This window comes from Pseudomonas sp. PDNC002, from assembly GCF_016919445.1.
Lineage (GTDB): Bacteria > Pseudomonadota > Gammaproteobacteria > Pseudomonadales > Pseudomonadaceae > Pseudomonas.
This window is the reverse complement of sequence record NZ_CP070356.1, coordinates 3,948,526-3,969,403: the sequence shown is the minus strand read 5'-3', so window position 1 is coordinate 3,969,403 and position 20,878 is coordinate 3,948,526. Positions and strand designations below refer to the sequence as shown.

21 protein-coding genes and 1 tRNA gene are annotated in these 20,878 nt (G+C 62.7%); 12 read left to right on the top strand and 10 right to left on the bottom strand.

Translation table 11 applies throughout. From position 1 onward, the window contains the following. Positions 1-928 precede the first annotated feature (928 nt). Positions 929-1,016, bottom strand: a tRNA-Ser gene (locus JVX91_RS18165). A 134-nt stretch (positions 1,017-1,150) separates the two neighbouring features. Here JVX91_RS18165 and JVX91_RS18160 point away from each other — a divergent pair. The 7 genes from JVX91_RS18160 (at position 1,151) to JVX91_RS18130 (ending at position 5,401) form a co-directional block, all read left to right on the top strand. Continuing rightward, entirely contained in the window at positions 1,151-1,816 is a 666-nt protein-coding gene (locus tag JVX91_RS18160) for a Bax inhibitor-1/YccA family protein (protein WP_205335574.1), read from the top strand. 114 nt (positions 1,817-1,930) lie between these two features. Next, on the top strand, positions 1,931-2,323 hold the full coding sequence (gene tusD, locus JVX91_RS18155) for a sulfurtransferase complex subunit TusD (protein WP_205335573.1): 393 nt from the start codon (positions 1,931-1,933) through the stop codon (positions 2,321-2,323). Continuing rightward, a complete protein-coding gene (tusC, locus tag JVX91_RS18150) occupies positions 2,323-2,682 on the top strand; it encodes a sulfurtransferase complex subunit TusC (protein ID WP_205335572.1) in 360 nt (119 codons plus the stop codon). Before tusD ends, tusC begins: the two co-directional genes overlap by 1 nt. Further along, entirely contained in the window at positions 2,679-2,984 is a 306-nt protein-coding gene (tusB, locus tag JVX91_RS18145) for a sulfurtransferase complex subunit TusB (RefSeq protein WP_240201779.1), read from the top strand. The genes tusC and tusB overlap by 4 nt, the downstream gene beginning before the upstream one ends. Then, complete coding sequence (locus JVX91_RS18140; protein ID WP_205335570.1) at positions 2,981-3,316, top strand: TusE/DsrC/DsvC family sulfur relay protein; 336 nt, start codon at positions 2,981-2,983, stop codon at positions 3,314-3,316. Before tusB ends, JVX91_RS18140 begins: the two co-directional genes overlap by 4 nt. Beyond that, on the top strand, positions 3,313-4,311 hold the full coding sequence (locus JVX91_RS18135; protein WP_205335569.1) for a glycosyl transferase family protein: 999 nt from the start codon (positions 3,313-3,315) through the stop codon (positions 4,309-4,311). Before JVX91_RS18140 ends, JVX91_RS18135 begins: the two co-directional genes overlap by 4 nt. A gap of 88 nt (positions 4,312-4,399) precedes the next feature. Further along, a complete protein-coding gene (locus JVX91_RS18130) occupies positions 4,400-5,401 on the top strand; it encodes a glutathione S-transferase family protein (protein ID WP_205335568.1) in 1,002 nt (333 codons plus the stop codon). 107 nt (positions 5,402-5,508) lie between these two features. On the opposite strand, the gene JVX91_RS18125 is transcribed toward JVX91_RS18130, so the two are convergent. Genes JVX91_RS18125 through ftsK form a run of 6 tightly spaced genes read right to left on the bottom strand, consistent with a single transcriptional unit; the run spans position 5,509 to position 12,983 of the window. Beyond that, positions 5,509-5,835 carry a lysozyme inhibitor LprI family protein gene (locus JVX91_RS18125; protein ID WP_205340041.1) on the bottom strand — a complete coding sequence of 109 codons (327 nt, stop codon included), beginning with the start codon at positions 5,833-5,835 and terminating at the stop codon, positions 5,509-5,511. Positions 5,836-5,852: 17 nt separating this feature from the next. Then, positions 5,853-7,238, bottom strand: coding sequence for a siroheme synthase CysG (gene cysG / locus JVX91_RS18120; protein WP_205335567.1), 1,386 nt, complete (start codon positions 7,236-7,238; stop codon positions 5,853-5,855). Position 7,239: 1 nt separating this feature from the next. Beyond that, positions 7,240-8,520 carry a serine--tRNA ligase gene (gene serS / locus JVX91_RS18115; protein ID WP_205335566.1) on the bottom strand — a complete coding sequence of 427 codons (1,281 nt, stop codon included), beginning with the start codon at positions 8,518-8,520 and terminating at the stop codon, positions 7,240-7,242. 46 nt (positions 8,521-8,566) lie between these two features. Continuing rightward, positions 8,567-9,892: a replication-associated recombination protein A gene (locus JVX91_RS18110; protein ID WP_205335565.1), complete on the bottom strand. Its 1,326-nt coding sequence runs from the start codon at positions 9,890-9,892 to the stop codon at positions 8,567-8,569. Positions 9,893-9,928: 36 nt separating this feature from the next. Next, complete coding sequence (lolA, locus tag JVX91_RS18105; protein WP_205335564.1) at positions 9,929-10,552, bottom strand: outer membrane lipoprotein chaperone LolA; 624 nt, start codon at positions 10,550-10,552, stop codon at positions 9,929-9,931. 19 nt (positions 10,553-10,571) lie between these two features. Continuing rightward, positions 10,572-12,983: a DNA translocase FtsK gene (ftsK, locus tag JVX91_RS18100; RefSeq protein ID WP_205335563.1), complete on the bottom strand. Its 2,412-nt coding sequence runs from the start codon at positions 12,981-12,983 to the stop codon at positions 10,572-10,574. A gap of 221 nt (positions 12,984-13,204) precedes the next feature. Between ftsK and trxB the strand changes: the two genes are divergently transcribed. The 4 genes from trxB (at position 13,205) to infA (ending at position 15,961) form a co-directional block, all read left to right on the top strand. Further along, positions 13,205-14,155 carry a thioredoxin-disulfide reductase gene (gene trxB / locus JVX91_RS18095; protein ID WP_205335562.1) on the top strand — a complete coding sequence of 317 codons (951 nt, stop codon included), beginning with the start codon at positions 13,205-13,207 and terminating at the stop codon, positions 14,153-14,155. A 38-nt stretch (positions 14,156-14,193) separates the two neighbouring features. After that, complete coding sequence (gene aat, locus JVX91_RS18090) at positions 14,194-14,898, top strand: leucyl/phenylalanyl-tRNA--protein transferase (protein ID WP_205335561.1); 705 nt, start codon at positions 14,194-14,196, stop codon at positions 14,896-14,898. Positions 14,899-14,929: 31 nt separating this feature from the next. Further along, complete coding sequence (locus tag JVX91_RS18085; RefSeq protein WP_205335559.1) at positions 14,930-15,637, top strand: arginyltransferase; 708 nt, start codon at positions 14,930-14,932, stop codon at positions 15,635-15,637. A gap of 105 nt (positions 15,638-15,742) precedes the next feature. Then, positions 15,743-15,961 (top strand): translation initiation factor IF-1, encoded by a 219-nt coding sequence (gene infA, locus JVX91_RS18080; RefSeq protein ID WP_002553999.1) that lies wholly within the window; start codon positions 15,743-15,745, stop codon positions 15,959-15,961. An 82-nt stretch (positions 15,962-16,043) separates the two neighbouring features. Here the strand turns inward: infA and clpA are convergent, their stop codons facing one another. Together clpA and clpS are read right to left on the bottom strand one after the other, a co-directional pair. Further along, positions 16,044-18,317: an ATP-dependent Clp protease ATP-binding subunit ClpA gene (clpA, locus tag JVX91_RS18075; protein WP_205335558.1), complete on the bottom strand. Its 2,274-nt coding sequence runs from the start codon at positions 18,315-18,317 to the stop codon at positions 16,044-16,046. Positions 18,318-18,345: 28 nt separating this feature from the next. After that, positions 18,346-18,708: an ATP-dependent Clp protease adapter ClpS gene (clpS, locus tag JVX91_RS18070; protein ID WP_205335557.1), complete on the bottom strand. Its 363-nt coding sequence runs from the start codon at positions 18,706-18,708 to the stop codon at positions 18,346-18,348. Positions 18,709-18,936: 228 nt separating this feature from the next. Between clpS and cspD the strand changes: the two genes are divergently transcribed. Next, positions 18,937-19,212: a cold shock domain-containing protein CspD gene (gene cspD / locus JVX91_RS18065; RefSeq protein WP_205335556.1), complete on the top strand. Its 276-nt coding sequence runs from the start codon at positions 18,937-18,939 to the stop codon at positions 19,210-19,212. Between the two features lie 70 nt (positions 19,213-19,282). Here cspD and icd read toward each other — a convergent pair whose 3' ends face one another. Then, entirely contained in the window at positions 19,283-20,536 is a 1,254-nt protein-coding gene (gene icd, locus JVX91_RS18060; RefSeq protein ID WP_184597021.1) for an NADP-dependent isocitrate dehydrogenase, read from the bottom strand. Positions 20,537-20,878: the final 342 nt, after the last annotated feature.

Below are 20,878 nucleotides of genomic sequence, written 5' to 3'. Positions count from 1 at the left end.
ACATATGGCCATCACGCCCCTTTCTCCCTTGCGAGCCACTCCATAGTCCTGAAATCAACGTAATTTCAGGATGGCTGCTTGAGCCCTCGATCCTTATCAATCCGATGACGGCGGCCCTCCTATTAACCCGACTGACTGGGATCCCACACTGCTCCAGCACCCGGAATTCTCCCAGTAAGCAGGGCCAAACCGCAGCCTCGGTGATCCGGTAGGTTGCGCTCAGCAGTCCTATCACTCCAACGACGAGCTTAGTTGGGCGCGAGAACTGGCATCCGCGCAGTCGCGTCATGCCGCGATGACCGCCCGGCACTAAGGCTGGGCTTTGTCTTGGTTGGCTCGCATCTCCTGCATGGTGAGTGATCCCCAGTAACGTCGAGGATTACCGCACATGAAGCAGGAACATACCTTGCCGTGATGGGCGAATAAGCCGGCGTTTCTCTCGTCAGTACACCAGGATTCGTGAGCCAGTTGCTTACGGTAGAACTTCGCCTTTATGCGCCGTTCGTGATGACGCCTTTCGGACCTTCCCATGTCGTTGTTCTCCAATGGGTAAAGCCGAAAAAGCCCCGGCAGATTTCTCTGGCGAGGCTTTGGGTTGGTCTGTACGTAATGGCGAAAGAGTATCGAAATGCTCTTCAAACCTTCAAGCGACTTTTCAGGCGCCCCGCTGAGTCCACAGGTTGCCCCTGGCCGATTCGCCCGTGGCCGTCGGCAAGTACAGCGTGTGCCCGCAGTGCTGCTGCGACATGAGCAGAGTGCCCAGCCGAGTCGACAATCGTCGTGTTTTGAGGTAGCCGACGCCGCGATAGCCTGCGTTACGAAAAGCGAGAGAACAGTTACGGAAACGAACTGCCGGCATTGGCTAAGCGCTGTGCAGGAGCCAGAAACGCGAAAGCCCCGCACTGCGGGGCTTTCAACGTTGTAATAGTGGCGGAAGCGTAGAGATTCGAACTCTAGGACAGTTGCCCGTCGACGGTTTTCAAGACCGTTGCCTTAAACCACTCGGCCACGCTTCCACATGAGCGGGCGGCAATATTACCGGATCGCAACACACTGTCAAACTCTGATGATTCAGCGCGCTTTTCCCTCTGTTATGATGGATACCACTACGGTCATGGATCCGTATCCCGCTTAACAGGAGTGTCTCGACATGCAAGAACGGCAATATCTCGACTCCACAGCCGTGGAGCAGAAAGAGGTCAGCGGCGTCCTGCGCAATACCTACGGCCTGCTGGCCCTGACGCTGGCCTTCAGCGGCCTGGTGGCTTTCGCTTCCCAGCAGATGCGCCTGCCCTATCCGAGCATCTTCGTGGTCCTGCTGGGCTTCTATGGCCTGTTCTTCCTCACCGTGAAGCTGCGCAACAGCGCCTGGGGCCTGGTCAGCACCTTCGCCCTCACTGGCTTCATGGGCTACACCCTCGGCCCGATCCTGAACATGTACCTGGGCATGGCGAATGGCGCGGGTGTGATCTCGTCCGCGTTCTTCATGACGGCTCTGGTGTTCTTCGGCCTGTCCGCCTATGTGCTGACGACCCGCAAGGACATGAGTTTCCTGTCGGGCTTCATCACCGCGGGCTTCTTCGTGCTGCTGGGCGCCGTGCTGGTTTCGCTGTTCTTCCAGATCAGCGGCCTGCAACTGGCCATCAGCGCCGGCTTCGTGCTGTTCTCCTCGGCGATGATCCTGTTCCAGACCAGCGCGATCATCCACGGCGGTGAGCGCAACTACATCATGGCCACCATCAGTCTGTACGTGTCGATCTACAACATGTTCATCAGCCTGCTGCAGATCTTCGGCATCATGGGCGGCGACGACTGATAGTCACACCGCACCGGAAAAAGCCCGTTTCGACGGGCTTTTTTCATTTCCAGCGGGGCAAAGAAACCGAGGTGCCGTATCATTCGGCGGCACACCACCGCATAAAGCCAAACCATGAAGTTCGTCATCGCCCTCTTCTCCTCGCCGCACTCGCCGGCAGCCCGACGTGCCCTGCGCTTCGCAGAGGCCGCACTGGCCGGCGGACACGAAATCACCCGGCTGTTCTTCTACCAGGACGGCGTGCACAGCGCCTCGGCCAATGTCGTGGCCAGCCAGGATGAACTGGACGTCGCCGCAGCCTGGACTCGCTTCGTCGCCGACAACCACCTGGATGGCGTGGTCTGCATCGCAGCCGCCCTGCGCCGCGGTGTACTGAACAGCGAAGAAGCCCACCGCTATTCCCGTCCGGCAGCCAACCTTCAGGCGCCCTGGGATCTTTCCGGGCTTGGCCAACTGCATGAAGCTGCGCAACTGGCAGACCGCCTGGTCTGTTTCGGAGGCAACTGATGGCCAAGTCTCTGCTGATCATCAGCCGCCAGGCACCCTGGGCCGGCCCGGCCGCCCGAGAGGCACTGGACATCGCCCTCGCCGGCGGCGCCTTCGATCTGCCAATCTCGATGCTGTTCCTCGACGATGGCGTCTTCCAGCTCGCGCCTGACCAGCGTCCCACCAGCGTTGAGCAGAAAGACCTGCAGGCCAACCTCCAGGCGTTGCCGCTCTTCGGCGTCGAGGCGCTCTACGCCAGCGCGCACAGCCTGATCGAGCGTGGCCTGGACGCCAACAGCCTCACCCTACCCACTCAGGTACTGGACAACGCCGCACTGCGCGGCCTACTGCAGACCCACGACCAGGTGATCACGATCTGATGGCTACCCTCCACCTGCTCTCGCACTCCCCCTTCAACGATGGCCGGCTCGACAGTTGCCTGCGGCTGCTGGGCCCTGATGACGGCGTTCTACTGACCGGTGATGCGATCTATGCCCTGCGAGCCGGCACCCAGCCGGCGCAAGCGCTGGAGCAACTACCCGCGAGCAACGCACTGTTCGCCCTGCAGGAAGACCTGCAGGCGCGCGGGCTAGACGTCGTCCCATCCCGAGTCGACGCTGTGGACTACCCCGGCTTCGTCGAACTCTGCACCCGCTTCGACAAGGTGAACGCCTGGCTATGAGCACTCTCCTGGTCAATGGAAACGCCCTGCCGCTGGACAAGGATGGCTATCTCGTCGACCTGAACGACTGGAGCGACGCCGCCGCCGAGGCCCTGGCGCACAACGAAGGCATTCACCTGACACCCGAGCATTGGGAAATCCTCTTGCTGCTGCGCGAGTTCTACGGTGAATTCCAGCTTTCCCCGGCGAACCGCCCGCTGATCAAATACGTGGCCCAGCGCCTGGGCCCGGAAAAAGGCAGCAGCCTGCACCTCAACCTCCTGTTCAAGGGCACCCCGGCCAAGCTTGCCGCCAAGCTTGCCGGCCTGCCGAAGCCAACCAATTGCCTATGACCGCCGCCCCGCTCGTCCTGCAGACCCCGGAAGAACATCCCTTCGCCCAGTTCGTACGCATCCTCGGCAAAGGCAAGCGCGGCGCACGCGGCCTGACCCGCGAGGAGGCCCGTGAGGCGCTGGGGATGATCCTCGATGACAAGGTCGAAGAAGCCCAATTGGGCGCCTTCCTGATGCTGCTGCGGCACAAGGAGGAAAGCGCCGAGGAACTGGCAGGCTTCACCGAAGCCGTGCGCGAGCGCCTGCAGGCGCCGAAGATCGCCGTGGACCTGGACTGGCCGAGCTACGCCGGCAAGAAGCGCCATCTGCCCTGGTACCTGCTGGCAGCGAAGTGCCTGGGCGGCAGCGGCACCCGCATACTTCTGCATGGTGCGGGCGCCCACACCGCCGGCCGTCTCTACACCGAGCAATTGCTCGAGCTGCTGGGCCTGCCGCTGTGCCGCGACTGGAGCGCAGTCAGCCAGGCACTGGATACCCAGGGTATTGCCTTCGCCCCGCTGGTGGACTGGATGCCGCGACTGCAGCGCATGATCGACTTGCGCAACACCCTCGGCCTGCGCTCGCCAATTCATTCCTCGGTGCGCCTGATCAACCCGCTGGGCGCCACCTGCGTGCTGCAAAGTATCTTCCATCCCGGCTACCAGGCCGTGCACCGTGAAGGCAGCCGCCTGCTGGGCGACTCCGCCATCGTCATCAAGGGCGAAGGCGGCGAGATCGAAGTGAACCCAGATGCCACCTCGCACCTGTATGGCTGCCGTGATGGTGAAGATTGGGACGAGGAATGGCCGGCGCTCTCTCCGATGCGCCACGTCAAACCGGAAACCCTCGACCCGCAGCACCTGGCTGCCGTCTGGCGCGGTGACGAGGAAGATGCCTACGGCGAGCTGGCCGTCCGAGCGACCATGGCGCTGGCCTTGCGGGCGATGGGATTGCAGCGGGAAGAAGCCTTTGCAGAGGCCGACAAACGTTGGGCTGCGCGCAACAAATCGATTTAATCGATACCTTGAATCCTGTTTTTGCGCTAAACAATCGAGTCTGAGCCGATAGACTGGTCCCATCTCCCCGCTTTATGGAGCACTCAAGATGGGACAATTGATTGATGGCCGCTGGCAGGACCAGTGGTACGACACCAGCAAGGACGGCCGCTTCCAGCGCGAGAACGCACAGCGCCGCAACTGGGTCACTGCCGACGGCCAACCCGGGCCGACCGGCGACGGCGGCTTCCGCGCGGAAGCCGGCCGCTACCACCTCTACGTTTCCCTGGCCTGCCCCTGGGCCCACCGCACCCTGATCTACCGCCAGCTCAAGGGCCTGGAGTCGCTCATCGACGTATCCGTGGTCAGTTGGCTGATGCTGGAGAACGGCTGGACCTTCGACAAGGCGCTGGGCTCGACCGGCGACAAGCTCGACGGCCTGGACTTCCTCCACCAGCGCTACACCAGGGACGATCCGCACTACACCGGCCGCGTGACCGTACCGGTACTGTGGGACAAACGCGAACAACGTATCGTCAGCAACGAATCGGCGGAGATCATCCGCATGTTCAACTCGGCGTTCGACGGCATCACTGGCAACCCGCTGGACCTCTATCCGGAAGCGCTGCGCGCGCAGATCGACGAGCTGAATGAGCGCATCTACCCAGCCGTGAACAACGGCGTGTACCGCGCCGGCTTCGCGACGACGCAGGATGCCTACGAAGAAGCCTTCAAGACATTGTTCAATGAACTGGACTGGCTGGAGGAGCGCCTGGGCAAGCACCGCTACCTGGCGGGCGAATACCTGACCGAAGCCGACGTACGCCTGTTCACCACGCTGATTCGCTTCGATGCGGTCTACCACGGCCACTTCAAGTGCAACCTGCGGCGCGTGGCGGACTATCCGAACCTGTCCGGCTGGCTACGCGAGCTGTATCAACTGGAAGGCGTGGCCGGCACCGTGGACTTCCAGCACATCAAGCACCACTACTACGGCAGCCACCGCACCATTAACCCGACCGGCATCGTGCCGCTAGGGCCGCAGCAGGATTTCACCGGGCCGCACGGGCGCGACCATCTGCAGGGCAAGGGTATTTTCCGTAAAGGCTGAGACACCGTAGGAGCGGACTCCGTCCGCGATGTTCATCAGCAGCTGCGAACATCGCGGATGAATCCGCTCCTACAAGAGCAGCGCAACACCAGATTTGCAGGAGCCGATCAGATCGGTTTCTCGATGCCGTCGTAGACCTTCTGCAGCGCGTCCAGGCGTTCCTGGTAACGCTGCTTCAGGCAGGCCTTGTTGGCGCCGCAGGCGCGGCGCTGCTCAAGCCAGGCGAGCTGGGAGTCGCCCAGGTTGCCGCGCATGCCCATGGCGAACAGACCGCGCAACAAGCGGTAGGTAGTCGCCACCTGCACATCCATCTCGGATAGCTGGCGATCCGCGCAGATGGCTTTCTCGTCAGCCTGCTTGGCCTTCTTGCAGTCGAAGCTGGCCGCCGAGGCTGGCAGCACGGTGAAGGCGAAGACGCATACAGCGCCCGGCATCACCACACGCAGAGCTTTCACTGCTGCCCCTCGAACCACGCGAGTTTCTCGCGCAGCTGCACCACTTCCCCGACGATCACCAGGGTCGGCGCATGCACTTCGTGCTCCGCCACCAGCTCCGGCAGGTTCGCCAGGGTGCCGGTGAACACCCGCTGATGCACCGTGGTGCCCTGCTGAACAAGAGCGGCCGGCGTGTCAGCAGAGCGGCCGTGACGCACCAGTTGCTCGCAGATCACCGGCAAGCCGACGAGGCCCATGTAGAACACCAGGGTCTGGCCCGGAGCGACCAAATCGTTCCAGGGCAGGTCGGTGGTGCCGTCCTTCAAGTGCCCGGTCACGAAGCGCACGGACTGCGCGTAATCGCGGTGGGTCAGCGGAATACCGGCGTAAGCCGCGCAGCCGCTTGCCGCGGTAATGCCCGGCACCACCTGGAACGGGATGCCATTGGCCGCCAGTTCGTCGATTTCCTCGCCGCCACGGCCGAAGATGAACGGATCTCCGCCCTTCAGGCGCAGCACGCGCTTGCCCTGCTGGGCGAGCTCCACCAATTGTCGGTTGATCTCATCCTGCGGCACGGCGTGGTCCGCGCGGCGCTTGCCGACATACAGGCGGTCCGCATCGCGGCGGCACAGCTCGAGAATGGCCGGCGCGACGAGGCGATCGTAGAGCACCACGTCGGCCTGCTGCATCAGGCGCAGGGCGCGAAATGTCAGCAGGTCGGGATCGCCAGGGCCGGCGCCGACCAGATAGACCTCGCCACGGGATTCGGGCTGCGGCGCTTCCAGCTTGTCCGCCAGCAGGCGCTCGGCTTCGTTCGGCTGGCCGGCGAGCATGCGCTCGGCGACGGGCCCCTGGAACACGTCTTCCCAGAACTTGCGGCGCTGCTGCAGGTCCGGCAGGCGCTGCTTCACGCGCTCGCGGAAGCGGCTGGCCAGGCCGGCCAGTTGGCCGTAGGTCGCGGGAATCCAGGTTTCCAGCTTGGCGCGCAGCAGGCGCGCCAGCACCGGCGCGTCGCCGCCACTGGAGACAGCCACCACCAGCGGCGAACGATCGACGATGGCCGGGAAGATCACGCTGCACAACGCCGGCGCATCCACCACATTGACCGGCACGCCTCGCTCGTTGGCATCGCGGGAGACTTGGGCATTGAGCGGCTCATCGTCCGTGGCGGCAATGACCAGCACGCAGTCCTGCAAGTCGCCCTGGGCGTAGGGGCGCAGGAGCAGTTCCCCCGCGCCCTCCTCGACCAGTTCGCGCAGCTCGGAATGCACCTCGGGCGCCACCACGCGCAGAACTGCGCCGGCGTCATTCAGCAGGCGCGCCTTGCGCAGTGCGACATCACCGCCGCCGACCAGTAGCGCGCGACGTCCGCGCAGGATGTGGAACAGCGGCAGGAAGTCCATCTCAGCCGATGACCTCGATGCCAGCCATGTACGGCTTGAGCACTTCCGGCACGCGAATCGAACCGTCGGCCTGCTGGTAGTTCTCCAGCACGGCGACCAGGGTACGGCCCACGGCCAAACCCGAGCCGTTGAGGGTGTGGACCAGCTCCGGCTTGCCGGTTTCCGGGTTGCGGTAGCGCGCCTGCATGCGGCGGGCCTGGAAGTCGCCGCAGTTGGAGCAGGAGGAAATCTCGCGGTACTTGTCCTGGCTCGGCACCCAGACTTCCAGGTCGTAGGTCTTGGCGGCGCCGAAGCCCATGTCGCCGGTGCACAGCGCCAGGGCGCGGTACGGCAGTTCCAGCGCCTGGAGCACCTTCTCGGCGTTGCCGACCAGGCTTTCCAGGGCTTCCCAGGACTTCGACGGCTCGACGACCTGCACCATCTCGACCTTGTCGAACTGGTGCTGGCGAATCATGCCGCGGGTATCACGGCCCGACGCGCCGGCTTCGCTGCGGAAGCACGGGGTGTGGGCGACGAACTTTAGCGGCAGCTCCTTCGCGTCGAGGATCTGGCCGGCCACGATGTTGGTCAGCGAGACTTCGGCAGTCGGGATCAGGTACAGATCCGCTTCGTCTTCACGCTGGATCTTGAACAGGTCTTCCTCGAACTTCGGTAGCTGGCCGGTGCCTTGCAGCGCCGGAGCCTGCACCAGGTAAGGGGTGTAAGCCTCTTCGTAGCCGTGCTCGCGGGTGTGCAAGTCGAGCATGAACTGCGCCAGGGCGCGGTGCAGGCGGGCGATCGGGCCACGCATCAGCGCGAAGCGGGCGCCGGACAGGCGCGCGGCGGTCTCGAAGTCCAGCCAGCCGTGCTGCTCGCCGAGGGCGACATGGTCCTTGATCTCGAAATCGAAGGTGCGCGGAGTGCCCCAGCGGCGAACTTCGACGTTCTCTTCTTCATCGGCACCGACCGGAACGGATTCGTGCGGCAGGTTCGGAATGTTCAGCAGCAGGCTGTCCAGCTCGGCCTGGATGGCATCCAGTTCGCGCTTGCCCGACTCCAGTTCTTCGGCCATGCGATTGACTTCGGCCTTCAGCGGCGCGACGTCCTCGCCATTCTTCATGGCCTGGCCGATGGCCTTGGAGCGCGAGTTGCGCTCGGCCTGCAGGGTCTCGGTGCGGGTCTGCACGGACTTGCGCTGGCTCTCCAGCGCCTCGATGCGCGCCACGTCCAGGGTGAAGCCACGGGTGGCCAGGCGTTCCGCAACTTCCTGCGGCTGGGTACGAACCAGTTTGGAATCGAGCATGGTGTGTTCTCGTGTCTAGTGTCAGGCGGCGCTCGCGGGCGCCACTTCAGGATTTTCTGCGTCGGCGGGCGCTGGCCTTGTCGAGGGTCGCCAGGTGGCGCAGCTTCTCGCCGATCTTCAGTTCCAGCCCGCGCGGCACGGGTTGGTAATACTGGCGCGGTTCCATGGACTCGGGGAAGTAGTCTTCCCCGGCCGCGTAGGCGTCCGGCTCATCGTGGGCATAACGATACTCGTCGCCATAGCCCAGGTTCTTCAGCAGTTTGGTTGGTGCGTTGCGCAGATGCAGCGGCACTTCCAGCGAGCCGCTCTCCGCCACGTCACGGCGGGCCGTGTTGTAGGCGTTGTAGACGGCATTGCTCTTCGGCGCACAGGCCAGGTAGACGATAGCCTGCGCAATCGCCAGCTCGCCTTCCGGGCTGCCGAGGCGTTCCTGCACGTCCCAGGCATGAAGGCACAGGGTCAGGGCACGAGGGTCGGCGTTGCCGATGTCTTCGCTAGCCATGCGCACCACGCGGCGGGCGATGTACAGCGGATCACAGCCACCATCGAGCATGCGCGAATACCAGTACAGCGCGCCATCGGGGCTGGAGCCACGCACTGACTTGTGCAGCGCACTGATCTGGTCGTAGAACGCCTCGCCGCCCTTGTCGAAGCGCCGGCGCGAGTCGCCCAGCAGGTTCTGCAGCAGCTCGGCGCTGATCTCGCTGTTGTCTTCGGCGAGGTCGGAAGCGTTCTCCAGCAGATTGAGCAAGCGTCGGCCATCACCGTCGGCGGCGGCCATCAGGATGGCGAAACTGTCATCGGGCAGGCTCAGGTTGCGCTTGCCCAGACCCTTCTCTTCGGTGAGCGCGCGCTCGACCAACCGTCGCAGCGCCGCCTCGTCCAGGCTTTTCAGCACGTAGACGCGGGCGCGCGACAGCAGCGCATTGTTCAGCTCGAAGGATGGGTTTTCGGTGGTCGCACCGATGAAGATCAGGGTGCCGTCTTCCACATAGGGCAGGAAGGCATCCTGCTGGCTTTTGTTGAAGCGGTGCACCTCGTCGACGAAAAGGATGGTACGGCGGCCGTACTGTGCGGCGTGCTGTTTGGCCACTTCCACCGACTGGCGGATTTCCTTCACGCCGGAGAGTACCGCCGAGATGGTCTCGAAGTGCGCGTCGGTGACCTGGGCCAGCAGCTTCGCCAGGGTCGTCTTGCCGACACCTGGCGGGCCCCAGAAGATCATCGAGTGCAGCGCGCCCTGCTCCAGCGCCTCCCGCAACGGCTTGCCGCGGGCGAGCAGGTGCTCCTGGCCGACGTACTCGTCCAGGCTGGTCGCGCGCAGGCGCGCGGCCAGTGGCTGGGAAACGGGGGCGGAGCGGAACAGGTCCACGAATCTTACCTATCGATCAGTCTGGCGCGCGGCCGGTCATTCCTGGATGACGTCGACGCCCTTGGGCACGTCGAAGACAAACTGCTTGGCATCCATCGGCTCGTTCATCTTCACGTCGAAGAACAGGATATTGGTGCGCTGGCCGACGCTGTCGATCAGCTGCATGTCGTTCACCACGCCGCTGCGGAAGGAAATCCGCAGGCTGTCGAACAGGGTGTCCTTGGCCTTGGGCTTGAGTGTGAAGTCGACTACGTTGCCGCCGTCCTTCGCGGTGATGTCGAAGCTCTCACCGATCTTCGAGATGTCACCGGAGAGCAACAGGGCCGGCGTCTGGGTCAGGCGCTGGTCGAGCTTCTGGATGGTCACTTGCTCCAGATCCGGGTCGTACAGCCAGATCTTCTCGCCGTTGGAGATGAGCAACTGCTCGTTCGGCGCGTCGGTGTGCCAACGGAACAGGCCGGGGCGCTTGAGCCCCAGGGTGCCGGCGGTTTCCTGCAGACGAGTGCCGCTGCCATCCAGGGTCAGCTGGGAGAAGCGCGCGGTCATGGTCTGGGCCTTGCCGAGCATCCCGCTCAGGCGCTGGGCGGCGGCATCGTCGGCATGGGCCTGGACGCCGGCAACAGCCAGCGCAGCAACGAACAACAGGCGGATCAGACGCATCGAAATCCTCGAAGTCGAATCAATCACGGATCGGGGCCGGCGCGATCACTTCGCGCGAGCCATTGGTATTCATCGCGGTGACCACACCGGCCATTTCCATCGCCTCGATCATCCGCGCGGCGCGGTTGTAGCCGATCTTCAGCTTGCGCTGCACCGCAGAGATGGAGGCCCGGCGGCTTTCGGTCACGAAGCGCACGGCCTCGTCATAGAGCGGATCGTCCTCGCTGCCTTCGCTGCCCTCGCCGCCACCGCCACCTTCGAACGAACCGCCACCGCCTTCATCGGCGCCGGCGAGAATGTCCTCGATGTAGTTCGGCGCGCCACGCAACTTCCACGCCTCAACGACGCGGTGCACTTCGTCGTCGGAAACGAAGGCGCCATGAACGCGGATCGGCAGGCCGGTGCCCGGCGGCAGGTAGAGCATGTCGCCGTGGCCCAGCAGTTGCTCGGCGCCACCCTGATCGAGAATGGTGCGCGAGTCGATCTTGCTGGAGACCTGGAAAGCAATACGGGTCGGGATGTTCGCCTTGATCAGGCCGGTGATCACGTCCACCGATGGACGCTGTGTAGCCAGGATCAGGTGGATGCCCGCCGCGCGCGCCTTCTGGGCGATACGGGCGATCAGTTCTTCCACCTTCTTGCCGACGATCATCATCATGTCGGCGAATTCGTCCACGACGACCACGATGGTCGGCAGGGTCTGCAGCAGCGGCGCTTCGTCTTCCATGCTCTCGCGACGGTACAACGGGTCGGTCAGCGGCGTGCCGGCCTCTTCTGCGTCCTTCACCTTGCGGTTGAAGCCGGCGAGGTTCCGCACGCCCATGGCGGCCATGAGTTTGTAGCGGCGCTCCATCTCCGCCACGCTCCAGCGCAGGGCGTTGGCGGCTTCCTTCATGTCGGTGACGACCGGGCAGAGCAGGTGCGGAATGCCTTCGTAGATCGACAGTTCCAGCATCTTCGGGTCGATCATGATCAGGCGCGCCTCTTCCGGCGTGGACTTGAACAGGATCGACAGCAGCATGGCGTTCACGCCCACCGACTTACCGGAACCGGTGGTACCGGCCACCAGCAGGTGCGGCATCTTCGCCAGGTCGGTGATGATCGGATGACCGCCGATATCGTGGCCCAGGGCCAGCGGCACGGTGGACTTGTGTTCGTCGTACTCCGGGGTCATCAACACTTCGGAGAAGCGCACCATCTGCCGGTCTTCGTTGGGAATCTCGATACCGACGGTGGTCTTGCCAGGGATGACTTCCACCACGCGCACGCTGATTACCGCCAGCGAGCGCGCCAGGTCCTTGGCCAGGTTGGAGATACGGCTGACCTTCACGCCCGCAGCGGGCTGAATTTCGAAACGGGTAATTACCGGGCCCGGATGCACGGATTCGACGATGACTTCGACGCCGAACTCCTTGAGCTTGATCTCCAGCAGGCGCGACATGGCCTCCAGGGATTCGGGTGAATAGCTCTGCTTCTTTTCCGAGGCCGGGTCGAGGATCGACAGGGGCGGCAGCGTACCTTCCACGGCGGTGTCGACGAACAGCGGCGCCTGTTTTTCCTTCAGTACGCGCTTGCTCGGCTCGGCCGGCTTGGTGGGTGGCGGCGGGACATCGATTTTCGGTGCGACGCGTTTTTCGCGCTCCTGCACGCTCTTGACCAGCGCCTCCTCGCGCTCGATCAGGCGTTCCTTGACCTTGGCCTGCTCGCGGCGGTCGGCAACGATGGGCGCGGCGACTTCAGCGACGCGCTCGTCTACCTCGCGCAACTGGGCGACGAGTTGTTTGTGCTCGCTGCGGGCGCTCCACCAGCGATTGGTGGCGTTGTGGATCAGTTCGAAGAGATCGAGGGTGATCTTGCCGGTGACGTCCATGACCTTGAACCAGGACAGGTCGGCGAACACCGTCATGCCGAACAGGAACAGCGCGAGGAACAGCAGCGTACTGCCCTGCACGTTCAATGCATTGATGCCCAGTTGACCCAGGCTTTCACCCAAGGCGCCACCAGCCGTGGCCGGCATGTGGCTGCCCGTGGTGTGGAAATGGATATAGGCCAGCGCAGAGCCGGAGAGCACCAGGAACACCAGGCCGATCAAGCGCCAGGAGAACAGCCAGCCACTCCACTCCCAGGGCATGTGTCGCTTGCGGAAGACCTGGTAGGTCTTCACCGCCAGCAGCAGCGGGAACAGGTAGGCAAAGTAGCCCAGCACCATGAACAGGATGTCGGCGCTCAACGCCCCCAGTCGGCCAGCAGCGTTCTGCACCTGTTCGACGTGACTGGAATGGCTCCAGCCCGGATCAGACGGATCGTAGGTGAGCAATGCCATCCACAGGTAAAGGCAGAGCGCGCCGAGCGCGATCAGGGCCCCTTCCTTCAGACGGTAATGCAGTTGCTGGCGCCAGGCGGCGGCATGGCTTGCTGTGGTGTCCTTCAAAACGCTTCTATTCCTGCGCTATACGCGCGTCCGAGAGTCGTTGGGCCGCGAAACGGGCCTATTGTACGGCTTTGGCCAGCCGACGCCAGCGAGCCCGGGCGTGTCCGACTGCGCTTTTGCCGGCCTTCCGGGGTTCGGTGTAGCATAGCCCAACACCGCTTTTCGGCTGCTCAATTGGAGCATGCATTCTCTTACGTGACAAAGGCTTATGGAGTCTTTTTATGAGTGAAGTCAAGCATTCGCGCCTGATCATCCTGGGCTCCGGTCCCGCGGGCTACACCGCGGCCGTGTATGCCGCGCGCGCAAACCTCAAGCCTGTTGTCATCACCGGTATCCAACCCGGCGGTCAGCTGACCACCACCACCGAGGTCGACAACTGGCCTGGCGACGTCGAGGGCCTGACCGGTCCTTCCCTGATGGATCGCATGCAGCAGCACGCCCAGCGTTTCGATACCGAGATCGTCTACGACCACATCCATACCGCCGAGTTGCAGCAAAAGCCCTTCACCCTCAAGGGTGACAGCGGTACCTATACCTGCGATGCGCTGATCATCGCCACCGGCGCCTCCGCCCAGTACCTGGGCATGCCGTCGGAAGAAGCTTTCATGGGCAAGGGCGTCTCCGCCTGCGCCACCTGTGACGGTTTCTTCTACCGCAACCAGGTCGTCTGCGTGGTCGGCGGCGGCAATACCGCCGTGGAAGAGGCGCTGTACCTGTCCAACATCGCCAAGGAAGTCCACCTGATCCACCGCCGCGACAAGCTGCGCTCGGAGAAGATCCTGCAGGACAAGCTGTTCGAAAAAGCCAAGAACGGCAACGTGCGCCTGCACTGGAACACCACCCTGGACGAGGTCCTGGGCGACAACATGGGTGTCGTCGGCGTGCGCCTGAAGGACGCCGAAAGCGGCGAAACCCGTCAGCTGGACCTGGCCGGCGTGTTCATCGCCATTGGCCACAAGCCCAACACCGACCTGTTCAAGGGCCAACTGGAAATGCATGACGGCTACCTGAAGATCAAGGGTGGCTCCGAAGGCAACGCGACCCTGACCAGCATCGACGGCGTGTTCGCCGCCGGCGACGTGGCTGACCACGTCTACCGCCAGGCGATCACCTCCGCCGGCGCGGGCTGCATGGCCGCGCTGGACGCCGAAAAGTTCCTCGACGACAACTGATCGGACACAGGGGAGGCTCGCCCTCCCCTCCTCCTTTTATGCTCAAGTGGCTTTCCCGCGACAATTTCGAGTTCCCGCCCCTGGAAAAGGCCTTGCATGAGCCCAACGGCCTGCTCGCAGCCGGAGGCGACCTCAACCCCAAGCGCCTGATCCAGGCATACCGCCACGGCTGCTTCCCTTGGTATCAGGATGGCCAGCCAATCCTCTGGTGGTCACCCGATCCGCGCACCGTATTGCTCCCCGAGGAACTGCACGTCTCCCGCAGCCTCGCCAAGTTCATCCGTCAACAGCAATACCAGGTCACCATCGACCAGGCTTTCGAACAGGTCATCCACGGCTGCGCCGGTCCACGCGAGTATGCCGACGGCACCTGGATCACCACGCCCATGCAGGACGCCTACTGCCAACTGCATCGCCTGGGCATCGCTCATTCGGCAGAGGCCTGGCACGGCAACGAGCTGGTGGGCGGCCTCTACGGCCTGGCCATTGGTCGCCTGTTCTTCGGCGAGTCCATGTTCAGCCGCGCCGACAACGCCTCCAAGGTAGCTTTCGTGACGCTCGTGCAGCGCCTCAAGGCCGCCGGGTTCGTGCTGATCGACTGCCAGATGCCGACCCAGCACCTGCACAGCTTCGGCGCCCGCGCCATTTCCCGCCGCGAATTCGCCAGTTACCTGCGCCGTCATCTCGACGAAACACCTTCGCAGGACTGGACTTCGCAGGCGGACCTGCCCAGCCTGTCTTAAACTTGCCTGAGGGACCTCGCAGGGGTTGAAGATGACCGAGCTCGCCCGCCTGAAGTTTTACGCCACACAACCGCATCCGTGCAGCTATCTGCCCGAAGAGCAGGCCACCACCCTGTTCCTCGACCCCAGTCAGCCCATGGACGCGCAGTTGTATGCCTCGCTGTCCGAGGTAGGCTTCCGGCGCAGCGGCGAACACCTGTACCGGCCCCATTGCCAACATTGCACGGCGTGCATCCCGGCGCGCATCCCGGCCGCCGGCTTCCAGCCGAGCCGCCAGCAGAAACGCATCATCAAGCGCAATACCGACCTGGAAGTGATCCGCAAGCGCCCCGCCTTCACCGAGGAGTACTACGCGCTGTACATGCGCTACATCGAGCAGCGCCATGCCGATGGCGACATGTACCCGCCCAGCCGCGACCAGTTCGCCACCTTCCTGGTACGCGACCTGCCGTTCAGCTGCTTCTTCGAGTTTCGCCTGCAGGGCCGCCTGCTCGCCGTAGCGGTGACGGATGTGCTGCCCAACGGCCTCTCCGCGGTCTACACCTTTTATGATCCGGACGAAGAGCGCCGCAGCCTGGGCCGCTACGCTATCCTATGGCAGATCGGCGAGACCGAGCGACTGAGCCTGCATGCGGTCTATCTCGGCTACTGGATCAAGAATTGCCGCAAGATGAACTACAAAACCCAGTACCGGCCAATCGAGCTGTTCGTGAACCAGCGCTGGGTGGCCCTGAACTGAGCCGAAAACACCCATTGGCGTTGTGGGGCAATTTAAGGCACACTATGTGCCTTTTTTAATGGCCTGAAACATTCAGGCAATCATAGATACCGAGGGTTCTACTGCATGTCGAAAGAAGACAGCTTCGAAATGGAAGGCACTGTCGTCGACACCCTGCCCAACACCATGTTCCGCGTGGAGTTGGAAAACGGGCACGTCGTTACCGCGCACATCTCCGGGAAGATGCGCAAGAATTACATCCGCATCCTGACCGGCGACAAAGTTCGCGTAGAACTGACGCCCTACGACCTGTCCAAGGGTCGTATCACCTACCGCGCTCGCTGACAGACGGTAGGGCCGGTAACGAAACCGGCACCTGGAAAAACGCCCGGCATAGCCGGGCGTTTTTGTTTGCGCCTGATGCGGGTCAGGCGGGTTCTGCGGCGATCACCTCGAACTCGAAGGCCAGTTCGCCATCCTTCAGATCCACATGGGCCACACCACCGTGCTCGGCAAGCTCGCCGAACAGGATCTCCTCGGCCAACGGCCGCTTGATCTTGTCCTGGATGAGCCGAGCCATCGGACGAGCCCCCATCTGCGGATCGTAGCCCTTGTCCGCCAACCAGCCTCGCGCCGTATCGCTGACTTCGATCTGCACGTGCTTGTCCTCCAACTGCGCCTGCAGCTCGGTGAGGAACTTGTCGACGATGCTCTTGATGGTCTCGTGACTGAGCCGACCGAACTGGATGATGGTATCCAGGCGGTTGCGGAACTCCGGCGTAAAGCTCTTCTTGATCACTTCCATCGCGTCACTGGTGTGATCCTGCTGCGTGAAGCCAATGGAGGCCCGCGCCGCGGTTTCCGCACCAGCGTTGGTGGTCATGATCAGGATGACGTTGCGGAAGTCCGCCTTGCGTCCGTTGTTGTCGGTCAGGGTGCCGTGATCCATCACCTGCAGCAGCAGGTTGAAGACTTCCGGGTGCGCCTTCTCGATCTCGTCCAGCAGCAGCACGCAGTGCGGCGTCTTGGTGATCGCTTCGGTCAGCAGGCCGCCCTGATCGAAACCGACGTAGCCCGGAGGCGCGCCGATCAGACGGGACACGGTATGCCGCTCCATGTACTCGGACATGTCGAAGCGCACGAGCTCGACGCCCAGCGCCTTGGCCAGCTGGCGAGCCACCTCGGTCTTGCCCACCCCGGTCGGACCGGAGAACAGGAAGGAACCGACCGGTTTGTCCGGCGACTTGAGACCGGCACGTGACAGCTTGATGGCGGTGGACAGCGATTCGATCGCCGCCGCCTGGCCGAATACGGTCAGCTTCAGGTCGCGTTCGAGGTTGCGCAGCAGCTCTTTATCCGAGCTGGAGACGTGCTTCGGCGGAATCCGCGCAATTTTCGCGACGATATCCTCGACCTGAGGCACTTCGATGCGCTTCACGCGCTTCTCTTCCGGCTGCAGGCGCTGATAGGCACCCGCCTCGTCGATCACGTCGATGGCCTTGTCCGGCATGTGCCGGTCATTGATATAGCGGGCGGCCAGCTCGGCGGCGGCACGCAGCGCTTCATCGCTGTACTCGATGTGGTGGTGCTGCTCGAAGCGCGGCTTCAGGCCTTTCAGGATGCCGAAGGTATCCTCGACGGACGGTTCGGTGACGTCGACCTTCTGGAAGCGACGGGCCAGCGCACGATCCTTCTCGAAGATGCCACGGAACTCCTGGAAGGTCGTGGAGCCGATACAGCGGATCTCGCCGGACGACAGCAGCGGCTTGAGCAGGTTGGACGCATCCATCACGCCACCCGATGCCGCACCGGCGCCGATGATGGTGTGGATTTCGTCGATGAACAGCACCGCATGTGGACGCTTGCGCAGCTCGTTGAGCAGCGCCTTGAAGCGTTTCTCGAAGTCGCCGCGGTATTTGGTGCCCGCCAGCAGCGCGCCCAGGTCCAGGGAGTAGACAACGCTGTCGGACAGCAGGTCCGGCACCTGGCCGTCGACAATGCGCTTGGCCAGGCCTTCGGCAATGGCGGTCTTGCCGACCCCGGCCTCGCCCACCAGCAGCGGGTTGTTCTTGCGGCGACGAGCCAGGATCTGCGCCACGCGCTCGACCTCCGACTCACGACCGACCAGCGGGTCGATACGCCCCTGGCGCGCCAGGTCGTTCAGGTTGCTGGCATAGGCATCCAGCGGATGGCTGGAAGTGGAGGACTCGCCGCCCTCCTCGTCCTGCATGTCCTGCTCGCTGTCCTGATGCTCGGCATGGCCCGGCACCTTGGAGATGCCATGGGCGATGTAGTTGACCACGTCGATCCGCGCGACGCTCTGCTGCTTGAGCAGGAACACCGCCTGGCTTTCCTGCTCGCTGAAGATCGCGACCAGAACATTGGCGCCGGTGACTTCGCGCTTGCCGGAACTCTGCACGTGGAATACCGCACGCTGCAGAACACGCTGGAAGCCCAGGGTCGGCTGGGTCTCGCGGTCTTCGTCGTGCTGGGGAATCAGCGGCGTGGTCGAGTCGATGAACTCCTGCAGATCGCGCCGCAGCTTGTCCAGGTTCGCACCGCACGCCCTCAGGACCGTCGCGGCGGCTTCATTATCAAGAAGCGCCAACAGCAAGTGCTCAACGGTCATGAACTCATGCCGCTTCGCCCGCGCCTCCTTGAAGGCGAGATTGAGGGTGACTTCGAGCTCTCGATTCAACATGACTTCACCTCGCTCCCAAACATCCGCATCAACCTTCTATCTCAATTTCGCACAACAGTGGATGTTGGCTCTCCCTCGCATATTGATTGACCTGCATGGCTTTGGTTTCCGCGACATCGCGGGTAAAGGACCCGCAGTTCGCCTTGCCTTGGGTATGCACAGTCAACATGACCTTGGTTGCCTGCTCTCGGTTCATGTTGAAGTACAGCTCCAGCACCTCAACCACGAAATCCATCGGGGTGTAGTCATCGTTGAACATGATGACCCGATACATGGACGGGGGCTTCAGGGCCGGTTTGGATTCCTCAACCGCCAGCCCCGTCCCATCGTCTTCCAATGGATCCGGGCGGTCCTGATTGAATGTTAGTCGAATCTGGCTACTTGCATGCATGCTGGAATAAAAGCTTTGCGAGTGGGTGAATGAGTGGGCCGACCGGAGTTTGAAACGGCTCTCAGGCCCAGACGACGCCGCCTTGACTAACGGCAAAAGGGTGTTACAACCAAAGGATACCCCCCGGAGGGTATCAGGAGTTCCGGACGCCGGTCTTTACAAAAGGCTGTAGCGGAATAGTAGTGGATGATACTCCAGCAATGGAGTCCTTTGCAGAGGGATATCAGCATGCTTAGCGGTAAGGTCAAGTGGTTCAACAACGCCAAGGGCTACGGTTTCATCCTGGCTGACGGCCGAGATGAGGACCTGTTTGCTCACTACTCGGCAATCCAGATGGATGGCTACAAGACACTCAAGGCCGGCCAACCCGTCAGTTTCGAGATCCTGCAAGGTCCGAAGGGGTTGCACGCGGTGAACATCCAACCCGTCAACGCCAATGCATCGACCCCGTCCACACAGACTGCTCCGAGCAGCGAGGTGCAGAACCTCACGGCGGAAGCCTGATTCGTCATGGATCAGACGAAACGAAAAAGGCCGGCAGCAAGCCGGCCTTTTTCATGGGCGCATCACCCGGTTACATCTTGGCGATGATCGCGTCGCCGAACTCGGAGCAGGACAGCAGCTTGGCGCCGTCCATCAGACGCTCGAAGTCATAGGTCACGGTCTTGGCGGCGATGGCGCCGTTCACGCCGTCAATGATCAGGTCCGCCGCTTCCGGCCAGCCCATGTGGCGCAGCATCATCTCCGCAGAGAGGATGACCGAGCCCGGGTTGACCTTGTCCAGGCCCGCATATTTCGGCGCGGTCCCGTGGGTCGCCTCGAACATGGCCACCGAATCCGACAGGTTGGCGCCCGGCGCAATGCCGATACCACCCACTTCCGCCGCCAGGGCATCGGACAGGTAGTCGCCGTTCAGGTTGAGAGTGGCGATCACGTCGTACTCGGCCGGACGCAGCAGAATCTGCTGCAGCATGGCGTCGGCGATCACGTCCTTCACCACGATGTTCTTGCCGGTAGCGGGGTTCTTGAACTGCATCCACGGGCCGCCGTCGAGCAGCTGGGCGCCGAACTCGTCGCGGGCCACTTCGTAGCCCCAGTCCTTGAACGCACCCTCGGTGAATTTCATGATGTTGCCTTTATGGACGATGGTCACGGAGCTGCGATCATTGTCCACGGCATACTGCAGGGCCTTGCGTACCAGGCGCTTGGTGCCTTCCTGGGAAACCGGCTTGATGCCGATGCCACAGTCATTGGTGAAACGGATCTTCTTGACGCCCATTTCCTCGGTGAGGAACTTGATGACCTTCTGGGCCTCAGGGCTGCCGGCCTTCCATTCGACGCCGGCATAGATGTCTTCGGAGTTCTCGCGGAAGATCACCATGTCCACGTCGCCGGGCTTCTTCACCGGACTGGGAACACCTTCGAACCAGCGCACGGGGCGCAGGCAGACATACAGGTCGAGCTGCTGGCGCAAGGCCACGTTCAAGGAGCGGATGCCACCGCCCACCGGCGTGGTCAGCGGACCCTTGATGGACACGACGTAATCGCGAACGGCATCCAGGGTCTCCTGGGGCAGCCAGGTGTCCTGGTCATAGACCTGGGTGGCCTTCTCGCCAGCGTAGACTTCCATCCACGCGATCTTGCGGTCGCCTTTGTAGGCTTTCTCGACGGCAGCGTCGACGACCTTGATCATGACCGGGCTGATATCGACACCAATGCCATCACCCTCGATGAAGGGGATGATCGGGTTCTTCGGTACATTCAAGGACATATCGGCGTTGACGGTGATTTTGTCACCGGCCGGCACCTGGATCTTTTGGTATCCCATGCTGAACTCCGCTTTTTGGTTGAAACCTCTTGCAGCCACTGAGGGTAGCTCACAAGTCGGTAATCGAACTACATCATTCCTTAGTCTAAAAAAGGGACACGCTTCACCCTGCCTTTAGGGTGGTATACTGGCCGTCATGACTTAATGGTCATCGAGGTCCGAGCAGTCTGGGACCAGACTCTCTCCTCGCAGCGGCGCACGTCCCCACCAGGATCCCGCCGTACAACGCTCTACTGGCGCCCCAATATCCCCGCGGCAAATCTCGAAGGTCGGTCAACCACTTCGTTGAACGCAAGCGTGTACCAACGCGATTCGAGACTCTGTGCGCGCCCAGCAAAGAAG